We start from the raw sequence: 12,942 nt of genomic DNA, 5'->3' as shown, positions 1-12,942 counted from the left end.
AAGAGGGAAGAAGGAAGAAGGATTACTTAGTTGTTAATATTTTACATGAAATTATACCGAACCAATAACAACTAACTAATGACTAACTTTTAAAACTTCAACGAATTCGCCGGGCCAAATCCAGGTTTCCGATGCGGGCAAAACTGCTAAACCACTCGTATTTGCAAGGTTAATTAAATTCGCTGAATTTTGGCTGCCGCTAGCAGGTTCAAATTCCCAGACTCCGGCAACTAAATGCAGTTTACCCCAAACATAAGTTTCGCGCCGACCGTGCGATCGCAATTCAGCCTGACACCGAACCCGGACAAACTCCGGTCCCCAAGCATCCTCGCCAAGCCCTGAAATTTTTCTCAAAGCAGGCACAACAAACCGCCAACAGCAGACTAAAGCCGAAACAGGATTTCCCGGCAAACCAAAATAGAGACAATCCGAACTCAAACTCGGCGAATCATCATTTTTTTCACCTCGTTTAAATGCAGCAACAGTTAAAGGTTTCCCCGGCTTAATCGCCACAGAACTAATGTGAACTTTTCCTCCCAAATCGGCCAAAATTTTCTCGACATAATCGTAGTCTCCTACCGAGACGCCCCCCGTAGAAAGCACCACATCCGCCGTCGCAACAGCCCGGGATATCACCTTATTTAACGCATCTTCATTATCAGGAACAATCCCCAATCGAATCGGTTCAAATCCCATTTGGGCCAACAAAACTGTCAAAGCATACTGATTCGAGTCTACCAGTTTGCCCGGTGCCAAAGGTTCGTCGGGCGATACCAATTCATCACCAGTAGAAAAAATTGCCACCCGCAGCCGCCGATAAACGGGAACTTGAATGCACTGTGCAGTTGCTAACACCGCCATTTCTGGGGCATTGATAACTGTACCGGGAGTTAACAAAGTTGTTCCTGCTTGATAAAAAGCGCCTTTGTGCCTGACAAATGCTTGCGGTTTTTCAGGAGAAACTAAGATAAAAATGCGATCGCCCTCTCGCCTCGTTTCTTCTTGCATTACCACCGTATCAGCACCCGCTGGCATCACAGCGCCCGTAAAAATTCGCGCCGCTTGCCCCGATTGTACAGTATGTTGAGGCTGATATCCCGCTGGAATGTCTTCAACTATATCAAGTGCGATCGGTTTTTCGGCGCTGCAATTTTCCACATCAGCAAACCGCACCGCATACCCATCCATTGCGGAATTGTCCCAATAAGGAAAATCGAGAGAACCAGTGACGGGTGCAGCCAAAATGCGCCCCGATGCTGCCAGCAAGTCTACAGTTTCTACATCCCGCTGACTGTCGAGGGGTTGGGCCAAATTTAGAACGATCGATTCTGCTTCTTTCACTGACAGCATGACTGTCTCCTTGTTTTGATAAGACTCCTGATTAACTTTAGCAAAATCTCCATAGATATTGGTGATATAATTTTTTTATATTTGGGCAGTAAACCTAATTTTTGGTATTAATTGCTTATGACTATTTCTCGCTTGGTTTTTAGACTCAATTGTTTATCCTTATTCCTACTAGCGCTGCTGATATTTTTAACTCAACTTTCCGGCTTAAAAGTCAGCGATTTATTCTTTCACCCTTATTTTTCCCCCAATCCCACTGTCGCCTTGTTAACTCGGCTCTTCCAGATTTTATGCTCTGTACCAGTCATTCTTTGTACTTTCACCTATGGATTAGCTCAAAGTATTCAACCGCGCCACATTGAAAATCGATTTATTTTATTTTCCGCTCTTTTAACAGGTGGATTTATGCTAAATGAAATTTACAGGATTCATATATATATGATAGCATTAGGAATTCCCAAGCTAGGAGTAAGTCTTTTATACGCCGTTGTTTTGTCCTCCTACGGATGGTTTTTTCGGCGAGAACTACAGTTGACTCCCTACAAAATACTGTTAGCTGGTTTGGGCTTGTTGTTTTTTGCGATCGGCGTTGATGCACTCAATTTTAAAAGCAAGATAATTTCCAGCTTGCTCGAAGGAGTACCTAAATTGTTTAGCGAAATTAACATTGCGTTTTATTATTGGTATGTCTGTAAGTGTTTTCTGCAAAAAGTTTTTTATCAAACTATTAATAGTTAGTTAGAAGTAGGTGATATAATGAGCAAAGTGCATAAAAAATATTCCTAAAGTCTTCTTGCCCCATCAATAATATTTACAGCATCTGCATCGATCGGCATTGCTCCGCATTCATATACATTATCTGGCTTAAAAATTTCCACGCATCCTGATAAAATACCATGATAGCAGTTACCATCAACTTCAACTCGATCGCCAAAATAACCGACGACCAATTTTATCAACTATGTCGCGAAAACCCAGATGTCAAATTTGAACGCAACGCCAAAGGAGAAATAATCATCATGCCCCCCACAGGAGGAGAAACCGGAAGTTATAATTTTGAAATAGCTACTGATTTTGGAATTTGGAACAGACAAAGTAAACTGGGAATTTGTTTCGATTCTTCAACTTGCTTCAAACTGCCAAGCGGTGCCAATCGTTCTCCCGATGTCTCTTGGATTGAAAAATCAAGATGGGATGCACTCACTCCCGAACAAAAACAAAAATTTCCTCCCATTGCCCCGGATTTTGTCTTAGAGCTAATGTCGCCAACCGACAGTTTAAAAGATACTCAAGACAAAATGCAAGAATACATGAATAACCAAGTAAAACTAGGCTGGTTAATCAACCGCAAAACCCGCCGAGTTGAAATCTATCGCCAAGGACAAGAAAAAGAAGTTTTGGAATGTCCAACAGAACTTTCAGGAGAAGATATTTTGCCCGGTTTCGTGCTAAACTTGAAAACACTCTGGTAATAACTAGACATCTTCCATCTATCAGCGTTTATTTGCGTTTATCGGCGGTTAAAAAAAATTATGGAAACTAATACAGAAACGACTGCAACCACTGGCTTAACAGCGGAACAACACAAACAGAAAATGCAGCGCCGCCAAGAAGTGCAATCACAGCGAATCGCTAACTCCTCAAAAGAAAAAGGTTTAATTATAGTCAATACCGGTAACGGCAAAGGCAAAACTACAGCCGCTTTGGGAATGGTTGTGCGATCGCTCGGTCACGGATACCGCGTCGCCATAGTACAATTTATCAAAGGCGCGTGGGAACCCGCAGAGAAAGCCGTTTTTCAAATGTGGGAAAAACAGCTAGAATTTCATGCAATGGGAGAAGGTTTTACCTGGGACACGCAAGACCGGGATCGAGATATCGAAACAGCTCAAAAAGCCTGGGAAAAATCCCTAACTTTTATCTGCAATCCCGAATTTAAATTAGTTCTTCTAGATGAAGTAAATATAGCATTAAAACTAGGTTATTTGCAAGTTGAGCAAGTGCTCTCCGGGTTAGACCAAAAACCCGAAGAAACCCACATTATTTTAACAGGCCGAGGCGCCCCGGCAGCGCTAATTGAACGGGCAGACTTGGTGACAGAAATGACATTAGTTAAGCATCCATTCCGAGAACAAGGCATTAAAGCTCAACCAGGTATTGAGTATTAATGTGGTTTGTAGTCAAGAGTTTTTCCCCAATCTCAAATTTAAAATGGATCTATGCTGGCAACGTTAAAGTAAAAGTTGACCCCTTGCCAAACTCGCTATTCACCGTAATTTCTCCGCCCAGCATCTGAGAGTATTTCTGCGCTATTGCCAAACCCAAACCCGTACCTCCGTACTTGCGGGTAGTCGAAGCATCAGCCTGTGTAAAAGGTTGAAATAACTTTTGTAGCTGTTCAGGAGTTATCCCAATCCCTGTATCAGTACACTTAAAAATTAACCTTTCAGAATCCCAATCATTCTCGTCATTTTTAATTCTTTCAACGCTGAGTTTAATTGTCCCTTTATGAGTAAACTTAGCTGCATTGCTGAGCAAATTAAACAAAATTTGAGTAAACTTAATTTTATCGGAATACAATTCGCCAATATTATTAGGACACTCAACATTCAGGCGATTGGTGTTTCGCAAAAATAGCGGTTCAACAGTTTTCGCTACATCTTGAACTGCCTCCGACACGTCAAAAGTCTCTAATTCAAGTTCCGCGTGACCGGCTTCAATCTTCGACAAGTCCAGAATATCATTAATTAATGTTAGTAAAAGCTGGCCTGCATTGTGAATTCTCTCCAAATCCGACACAAAAACTTCTTCGCCCAAATCTAAAGCCTCTTCTTGCAGAATCTCGCTGTAACCGATAATCGCATTCAGAGGAGTTCGCAGTTCGTGGCTCATGTTAGCCAAAAACTGACTTTTAGCCAAACTAGCGGCTTCTGCGGCTTCCTTTGCCTTGTAGAGTTCTGCCTCGGCTTGCAAGCGGTCGGTCACGTCGTGAGCCAGCACTAATTCAGCATTTCTGCTATCAAATAGCAGGGCATAAGAAGTAATTTGTACATCAATAATTGTTCCGTTTTTTTTCTTGTGCTGCCACACACAGGCAAAATCAATACCGGCATCTACTTGTTGGGATATATTTTCTAGCAATCTCGGCAACTCTTGGGGGTGACGAATGTCCGTAACGGTCATGTTGAGAAATTCGTCGCGAGTGTAGCCGTAGTGTTGGACAGCAGCCTGATTGACGGCTATAAATTCCAGAGTTTCTAAATCGTAAACCCACATCGGATGGGGGTTATTTTTAAACAAAAGTCTGTAGCGTTCTTCCGAGGCTCGCAGTTCGGCTTCGGCTTGTTTGCGCTCGGTAATGTCGCGGACAACAGTGCAAATAATCTCGCGGCCACCGTAGGAAATCACGCTGGCGCTTACTTCCACGTCCACGCAGGAACCGTCTCGGCGGCGGTAGAGAACTTCCCCAATTCTGAATTTTTTGTCCGCCACCAGCAAGTCGATATTGCTGTCAATTATGTCTTTAGAGTAAGCGATGATATTGTAAATAGTTAGTTGCGAAATCGCATCAAGACTGTAATCGAGCAAGTTTCTAAACGCTGTATTGGCTTCCAAAAGGCGTTTGGTTTGAGCGTCCCACAAGAAAATGCAATCTGTAGCTTGCTCGACTACGGCTTGGTAGCGAGCTTTTTCCTCAAGTTGTTCGCTTTCGGCGATCGCGATCGCCGAAAGCATTCCGTTGATAGTATGGGCAAGGTCTGACAACTCGTCTTCGCCCGTCACCGGCAGCCGCACCGAGAGGTCTTGGCTGCTGCTGACCCGGTTGACTGCTTTCGCCAAACCGGTCAACCGAGATAGTACCAGATGCTCTAGCAGCAGCAGAGTGCAGCCGATCAACCCAACTCCCGCTAACCCTACAGATATCAGCAGGTACAGCAAACTGATCTGACCTTGCCGGTATATTTCTCTGGGGAGATCAACCCGCAATAGCAGCGCAGGTTGGTTGTAAATATCGCGGATCAGAGCGTAACCCGCGATCGACTCTTCGCTTAAAGGACGCACCAAAATCGGTTTTTTTTCCGACAGTTTCTCCCGCGCTTTCTGAAAGTCTGCAGGCAACCGAGCCTCATTAACGCTGTGTACGATCAGCGGCAAGCGAGTAATTTTAGAAACCTTCGCAATGCCCGCAGCATCTAAATTGCGCCCGAATATCAGCGTACCTCGGATCGGGCCGGTGCTTTTAGTCGTGAGAATTGGTCGGGAAGTAATCAGTATCGGCCCTGACGGTAGCAGCAGGATACCAGCAAGGCTGCTTTTGGCGTTGGGGTGCTTCAACAGCAGCGGGTCACTGAGAGAAATGCGCCGTTTTAATGCTTCTGGAACAGGCGTTAGTTTCAGCTTTTCGCTGTCTAAACCCGTACCGTAAAGTATTTTGCCAGAAGTATTGACAAATACGGCTATATTAACTCTTATATTAGCCAGCCCTTCTGGAATTAAATTGGAAGCAATGAATTCTGAGTTGCGGTTTTGCATGAAAGCGTAGGTGTCGTCCCAGGACGACCAGTCGGCAAAGCGCAAGTTGAAGTCGTCGGCAGTTTGCCCGAACACGCTGAGCACTCCCCTGACAACCTGTGTGGCTTCTTGTTCCTCTGCTTTGACCAGGCTGCCCAAGAGGATGCTTGATGAGGCGACATACAGAATGCCAGTCAGTCCAGCGATGGTAATGCCAACTATCGATAGTGTTTTCTGACGCAGTTTCATCTTGCCCTGTGTGTGGTGTCCGTCCGAAATGCTCAAGTCAGGAGCAATTTTACTACTGTTTCCGGAAGCCTGACTGGTGGCGCAGCGCGTGTTTCCTACTTTTCCCACACCTGCTGTTTGTGACCTTCCTGGCAAATACCCAAGATGCGCCGATCGTTCTCGCTGATGGTGGCAATTGGGTAATACTGTTGCAGGTTTACGGAGTAGGGAGAGCGACTACCGTCGTAACTGTCCACTACTGTTAAATTTAACTGAGTTCGCTCGCTTGTGCCGTAAAAACAGTAAAAAGCAGACCGAGGCAGGTAAAAAGCGCCGACTACTTTACTCTGCCGCATTTCAAATACAAAATATTCTTTGTTAATTTCATCTGGCTTGCTCGACTGGCCGTAGAGGAAAACGCCCTCTGCTAAACCTGTGCTAGCTGTATCTGGCGCAGGATTTGGGGGAGATTGCGACCTTAAAACGCCGGATTTGATGTCCGATTCCTGTGTCCGGCGTGTGGGGAATGCAATGCTGAAATTACCGGGCGAGAGAGCAAGCGCGATCGCGATCGCTTTTAAACTTCCTGTCAATATCAAATAAGTTAAAACCACTCCAGACCCCAAAATTTAAAATACCTGGTTCCAAGCGCCTCTTGTACCAGTTTCACAAAGATTGTAGAGAAACCGGGTATTTGGCTTAATGTTGGCTATTAACTTGAAGGAACGATCGCCCGCCCGATTCCTGAACTTAAATCTAAGATTAGTTTTGACAAATTTTGCGCCGGATCGGGGCGGGCGATCGGCCCATCAAATAATACTATTTTAGATTTTAAATTTTAGATTAAAGAATTGAAGAATTTGGCGTGACCTATTCCATCAGGGTTTGGATCGCGGGTCTACAGTTGCATTCTTTTTTTTTAACTGGTATAAACTCGCATTTTGCACCATTGTTAATAAGCCTTGTACGGGCGGGCTAGAATATCGCATTCCACAAGAAAATTTACTCTTCGCTTCACAAGCCCGAAAGCTTGTTAAGCGAGAATTGTGCAAAATGTGAGTATAAAAGTATACTTCCCAGCAGCGCCAACACGAAAAAAAAAGTTGAGATTTGCCCAAAATCTCAACTTTTTTAGTTACTAACTAGCCAAGTATTCTCGGACTTGAGATTGGCGGCGCCGCAAGTGGGCGAGGGCTTGATGTTCTAGCTGCCGCACCCGTTCCCGGCTGAGATTGAGCCGTTCCCCGACTTTCGCCAGCGACATTTCGGTGCCGTCTTCCAAACCGAAGCGCAGAATTATTACATCTCGCTGCTGGGGGGTAAGTTCTGATATCAAAGTATCGAGGTCTTGCCGCAGCAATTCCGAGGTAATGTAGTTGTCTGGAGATGCCGTTTCGTCTTCTAAGAGTTCTTGCAATTCGGTATCTTGATTATCTCCTACCCGCAAGTCCAAAGAAACTGGATGTCTTGCCATCAGCAGGTATTCCCGAATTTGGGAAGGGTGCAGTTCCAAGGCGGCGGCAATTTCCGCAGGGGAGGGAGACCGACCCAACTGCTGCGTGAGTTCCCGCTGCACCTTTTTGATTTTGTTGAGTTTTTCGGTGATGTGAATTGGCAATCGAATTGTGCGGGCGTGTTGGGCGATCGCGCGGGTAATTGCTTGCCGAATCCACCAGTAGGCATAGGTAGAAAATTTGTATCCCCGCATCGGGTCAAATTTTTCGACTCCTCGTTCTAAACCGAGGGTGCCTTCTTGAATTAAATCCAAGAATTCCATATTGCGTTTCTGGTATTTTTTGGCGATCGCCACGACTAGCCGCAAATTCGCTTCAATCATCTTTTGCTTGGCGCGCCGGCCTAACTGCAATATCCGGTTCAGTTCAGCTTCGGTCAACTCCATTTCGGCAGCCCATTCTTGATTAGTCAGATCCCGCTGCCATTCTTTAGCAAGTGCTTGTTTTGCTTCGATTAATTTCATCATTTGCTGCACCTGCTTCCCGAAAACAATTTCTTCTTCTCGGGTTAGCAGAGGTACGCGACCGATCTCGTGCAGATAGGTACGAACCGTATCCGTTGAGGAGTATGGCCGGCTGCCCATGCGATCGGCTTTCACTGTTTTGTTTTTGGGGGTTGTGGTGGACATGGGTGAGTATTGCACTCCTTGTAACAACAGATAAAAAGTTGGTGATACCCTGTCCCACTTTTGCAAGTGGGATAAAGACTGCGACAGGGGGGATGTTTCCCCTCCTGTTTATCGGTGACGATCGGTAGAAGCTTGTTGTTTGGGATTACTTTTGTGCTTGATTTTCCAGTAATCCCCGTCGATTTTCGGTAGCTCGCTAGCTTTAACGGCTAGTTCAAGGCGAAGTGAAGCAAGACTTTAGTTTTCTCAATATTATTCCCATTTTTGAGGATCGTAAAGGGTAAAAACCTCTGTCTTAAGGTCAAGATTCTACATTTTTCCTTAAGGTTTTGAATTCCCTGTTCGTTTTAACTGCAACTCAACTTCACAATACTCATGCAAACAGACTCATGCAATTCGAGGGCTTTTTTTTGCTCTCTGTTCCATCATCGCTTGAAATTTTCTCGCTGCCTAGATGCTGGGATGCGAGATAACCGAACTCGATCACCGTATTAGCTACGACTTACGCTTTAAAATATATATTGACATTTTTCTGAGAATATGCTAATGCAACTCGGCTGTGAGTAAGTAAAGGTGTATAAAGGCTGGCTGTTGGGCTGTTTAAGTTGAATTGTGCCGCGAGGCTCAACCATATTTAAGCTTATGCAGATTTTGTGAAGTTAGGGATGAGGGGTGAGGGGGGGAAAGGGGAAAAGCTTGTGAGTGAAAGTAGAGGGCTAATTTGTTTGACGTTCGATCGCACTTTTTCGTTTGTAACTGAGGCAAAAACCCGGTATTTCCGTCATAGCCAGCGACAGCCAATTTTTCGCACGGATTAGTTTACACTAACATTTGCCTAAGTTATGTAATTAATGTAGCAGTTGTCAATCTAAAATCCTAAATCCATTTTAGCAGCTTCTGCCTCGGCAAATACTTGTTCATCGGGCATTTCTTGCCAGTCAATATCCCCAATTTCTCTGTAGAATTGCTCGTCATAGGGACGAGTTTGCACGACTACGGGCATCGGTACGGCGTGCCCCAAAACTAATGCTTGCTGTTTGGAGTCAAGTTTTGCCAAAACCGATCGCAAACTCTGCCCTCCTGAAACGCCGGTAAAAATAGCATCGATGTCTTTATCATCGTTTAGCAAAGCTGTGATCCGCGTTCCGACTTGCGACATGACTTCGGCATCGATGCCGGAAGGACGCTGGTCTACAATCAGCAGGGTGACAAAGTATTTTCGCATTTCTCTGGCGATCGTACCGAAAATAGTCGATCGGACGATCGCCGGATCGAGAAAGCGGTGAGCTTCTTCAATGGTAATCACCAACGGCTGCGGGCGATCGCACGGATTTTTACTCTGCAAAAACTTCTCTGCTTTCCGCACGTAAGCTTGGTGAATGCGGCGAGTAATCACGTTTGCCGCCAACATATAGGACAGCAAATCCGAGTGCGAACCGAACTCAATTACTACATTTTTTCCACCATCCAAACACTGCAAAACTTCAGTTACATAATTTTTCGGACAGCGTTTCCGAATGTATTTCAAATCATTCAGTCGCTCTAATTTCCGCTGCAAAGCCATAATCGAAGACTTATTTCCCCGCTTTTCTTCGCAAAACATTTGGATATCTTCGTTGGTCATTTCCAGCAACTTGTTTATCCAACCACTTCCCAACTCATTTCGCAAAATAATCGCATTTTCGATACTAGCTTCCGACAAATTTAACTCGCGCTGCACCAGCGCGATGTCTTCCACTTCAATTTGATCGAAACTCAAAAACAACTCTTGAGCGTCGCGGACTCCCCGGCGTTTGGTCGATTCTGGATCGAGGGTATAAATCTGAATTTTATCGGGAAACAACTGCCGCAAACCTTTAACAGTGCTGAACTGTTTCCCTTCCGAAACAGCTTCCCACCCGTACTCCGAGTGCATATCAAAAATTAAATTAACAGCAGCTTGCTTGCGAATAATTCCCGATAGAAGCAAGCGAGTCAGAAAAGATTTTCCCGTTCCCGACTTGCCAAAAACTCCGTTGCTGCGTTCCACAAATCGGTCTAAATCCAAGCATACAGCAACGTCCATGTCAATTGGTTTGCCGATCGCAAAATTGCGGCGGTACGGGTCATCTTCCCAGCCAAAAACTGCCCGAAAATCGGTTTCTTTGGCATCAAACACCTGGGAAAAGTGGCTGGGAATAGTTTTAACAGGCAGCAACTCAATATCCGCACCTGTTTGTGACTCAAAAGAAGCCAAATTTCCTAAAGCCAACTTGTTCTCGCGGACTCCGCCGTTTTTCGGATCGAAAATTGCCTGCTGTTTTTCTCGTTCAGCAGTCAACATCAACATCGGCGACAGTTCGATCGTACCGTAGGTGCTGCTACCGGCTAGCACTGCTAGAAGAAAATCGTCGTTGGGATTGGGAGGATTCGATAAAATGCGAGCGCTGGAAGTTCCGAGAGACACGTCGGTGAGCATACAGAAAAAGTGCGATCGCACCCCCCGCACTACTAGAAATTTCCCCACCCTCATATCTTCCACCGAAACGTCGGCGTGCAGTCGCACTTCTAATCCCTTGCTCAGGGAACCTTGAATAACAGAGCCTAACGGTCGATCCATTTTAGATTTTAGATTTTAGATTTTAGATTTTTAATAATCGAGCAATTTTCGATGGGCAATTTTTTATTTTAGATTTTAGATTGTTAACAGTCAACTAATTACCATTCCGATTCTAGTGGCAATTCAAAAAAACTCGGACTCAGATCTATATCGGCCAAATCGGTTTCGCTCAAATAAGCATCGGTCAAAAATACCCCTTTTAAACTTGCGCCTTTGAGGTTAGTACCTTTCAGGTTAGCACCTCTGAGATTAACTCGGAATAAATGAGCACCGCTCAAGTCGGCCTCAGTTAAATCTGCTCCCTCCAAATTTACTCTCATCAAATCTGCTTTTCGGAGGTCAGCTTCGGTTAACTTTGCGCCGCTGAGGTCAGCTTTTGTCAAGTCTACACCTCTCAAGTCTGCCCCGCTCAAGTTAGCGAACAGCAAAGTAGCTCCCGTGAAATCTGTCTCCCTCAAATCGGCATCGCTTAAATTAGCGCCGCTGAGGTCAGCCCTTGTTAAGTCTACACCCCGGAGGTCAGCAGAACTCAAGTTTACTTGGTGTAAAATTGCGCCGCTTAAATCGGCTCCTCTCAAATCTGTTCCCTCCAAGTTTGCACCTTTGAGGTAAGCTTTTTTTAAGCTAGCTCTGCTGAGGTCTACATTTTTGAGATTAACCGAACTTAAGTTAGAACCGCTCAAATTAGCTCCACTTAAATCCGATCCGTTTAAGTCGGCTCCGGTTAAGTTTATCCCTTGCAGCGATACATTGGGAGCAATTAAATAAGCTCCGCCCAGAGCGGGGTCAATGCCTTCTGAAAACAAAGTGTTGTTGCTATAAACAGCTTTCTCCAAAATCGTGCCGCTCAAACTGGCTTCCCTCAAGTCCGCTGCGCTGAGGTTGGCTCCTGCTAAGTTTGCCCGATCGAGTTTTGCGCCAAATAAAATAGCTTTGTATAAGTTTGTCCGCCGCAAATCGGCTCCTTTTAAATCGGCTTCGGTCAAATCTACCATAGCCAGATTTAAGCCGGGGAGCGAAGCATTGGGAGCTAGCAAAAATGCTCCCAATGCACCCGGGTCAATATCCTCGGGAAAGATAGTCCGGTTGTTGTATACAGCCTTGTCTAAAATGGCGCCTCTCAACTGACAACCGCGCAAATCAGCTCCGCTGAGGTTTGCTCTGGTTAAGTTGGCTTCCTGGAGATTTGCTCCAACTAAATTAGCCTTGATCAAACTTGCTTGTTTGAGGTTGGCGCCCGTGAGTTCGGCTCCTACGAGAGTAGCTTCTCGGAGGACAGCATCGGTCAAATTGGCTCTAGTGAGGTTAGCTAAATTGAGAAATGATTCAGCTAAATCCGCCCCGCTGAGATTGGCGCCGGTAAGGTCGGCTTCTATCAGGTCTGCATACCTGAGAATAGCGTCGCTGAGGTTGGTTTCTCGGAGGTCGGTGCCTCTGAGGTTGGCTCCCCGGAGTTCTGCACCGCCGAGGTTGGTGCCTTTGAGGGCTTGTCCCCTGAGGTCGAGTCGGTGCAGAAAGTCACCAACGTTCATTTCCATGTCAATTCACCCTCTCTATTCCGATACTTTTTTCCTAACCTTTGAAATCAAGTTAGATATTCTGAAAGTACCTTTGCTGAGTTCTGGTCAAAACCATTGTAATCATCAATAGCCACAACTGTCGCATCTGGCCGATAGTGTTCTGGAATATCGTCAATGGCTACCAAGGTGACTTTTCTGCTTGATTTTGTCGCAGATACTCAAGAACTTCCTGATGTCGTAGATATTTGTGTTGGTGAATATTTTTGGGGTTTAGAAAAGGGGTGAATCCGATAATACGGATAGCGATATCTAGTGAAAACAATGGAGGGATTACCGCGAAGGGAAATATTTCACGCCAATAATATGAAATTACTGCTCGCGCATTAGGATACGAACGAAGGACATTTTCAAAGTGATTAAGGCAAGCTGAATTAAATTTCATTATATCTGTTTGCAAGATCGATGTTTCATATCTTCTATCAGGAATGAGTACACCATCAGTAGACATCTCCAAAATAGTAACAGTTCGTGGTAAGATCACATCATAAAGCTTTTTTGACACAGAAACATGAGCGACATACTCAATCATATTG

At 45.0% G+C, this 12,942-nt stretch carries 10 protein-coding genes; 3 read left to right on the top strand and 7 right to left on the bottom strand.

The features are described 5' to 3' along the window. Positions 1–75: 75 nt before the first annotated feature. On the bottom strand, positions 76–1,350 hold the full coding sequence (locus tag E5S67_RS22845; RefSeq protein ID WP_172190661.1) for a molybdopterin molybdotransferase MoeA: 1,275 nt from the start codon (positions 1,348–1,350) through the stop codon (positions 76–78). Positions 1,351–1,752: 402 nt separating this feature from the next. Here E5S67_RS22845 and E5S67_RS33595 point away from each other — a divergent pair, with 402 nt between their 5' ends. From E5S67_RS33595 to cobO, 3 genes are all read left to right on the top strand, one after another. Beyond that, positions 1,753–2,085, top strand: a complete 333-nt coding sequence (locus tag E5S67_RS33595; RefSeq protein WP_246276937.1) for a hypothetical protein — start codon at positions 1,753–1,755, stop codon at positions 2,083–2,085. A gap of 158 nt (positions 2,086–2,243) precedes the next feature. Beyond that, positions 2,244–2,819 (top strand): Uma2 family endonuclease, encoded by a 576-nt coding sequence (locus E5S67_RS22835; protein ID WP_172190659.1) that lies wholly within the window; start codon positions 2,244–2,246, stop codon positions 2,817–2,819. A 60-nt stretch (positions 2,820–2,879) separates the two neighbouring features. After that, positions 2,880–3,515, top strand: coding sequence for a cob(I)yrinic acid a,c-diamide adenosyltransferase (gene cobO, locus E5S67_RS22830; protein WP_172190658.1), 636 nt, complete (start codon positions 2,880–2,882; stop codon positions 3,513–3,515). 49 nt (positions 3,516–3,564) lie between these two features. On the opposite strand, the gene E5S67_RS22825 is transcribed toward cobO, so the two are convergent. The 6 genes from E5S67_RS22825 to E5S67_RS22800 form a co-directional block, all read right to left on the bottom strand. Further along, positions 3,565–6,216 (bottom strand): CHASE4 domain-containing protein, encoded by a 2,652-nt coding sequence (locus E5S67_RS22825; RefSeq protein WP_339382968.1) that lies wholly within the window; start codon positions 6,214–6,216, stop codon positions 3,565–3,567. After that, complete coding sequence (locus E5S67_RS22820) at positions 6,204–6,701, bottom strand: hypothetical protein (protein WP_172190657.1); 498 nt, start codon at positions 6,699–6,701, stop codon at positions 6,204–6,206. The genes E5S67_RS22825 and E5S67_RS22820 overlap by 13 nt, the downstream gene beginning before the upstream one ends. 524 nt (positions 6,702–7,225) lie before the next feature. Beyond that, positions 7,226–8,230, bottom strand: a complete 1,005-nt coding sequence (locus E5S67_RS22815) for an RNA polymerase sigma factor, RpoD/SigA family (RefSeq protein WP_172190656.1) — start codon at positions 8,228–8,230, stop codon at positions 7,226–7,228. A gap of 868 nt (positions 8,231–9,098) precedes the next feature. Beyond that, entirely contained in the window at positions 9,099–10,829 is a 1,731-nt protein-coding gene (locus tag E5S67_RS22810; protein WP_172190655.1) for a helicase HerA domain-containing protein, read from the bottom strand. A gap of 98 nt (positions 10,830–10,927) precedes the next feature. Continuing rightward, positions 10,928–12,367, bottom strand: a complete 1,440-nt coding sequence (locus E5S67_RS22805; protein WP_172190654.1) for a pentapeptide repeat-containing protein — start codon at positions 12,365–12,367, stop codon at positions 10,928–10,930. 160 nt (positions 12,368–12,527) lie between these two features. After that, on the bottom strand, positions 12,528–12,942 hold a 415-nt coding region (locus E5S67_RS22800), incomplete at its 5' end, for an HAD domain-containing protein (RefSeq protein WP_246276936.1).

It is taken from the genome of Microcoleus asticus IPMA8, assembly GCF_013179805.1.
Classification (GTDB): domain Bacteria; phylum Cyanobacteriota; class Cyanobacteriia; order Cyanobacteriales; family Microcoleaceae; genus Microcoleus; species Microcoleus asticus.
Note: the sequence above shows the minus strand (reverse complement) of the source record. Positions and strands in the feature narration are given on the sequence as shown.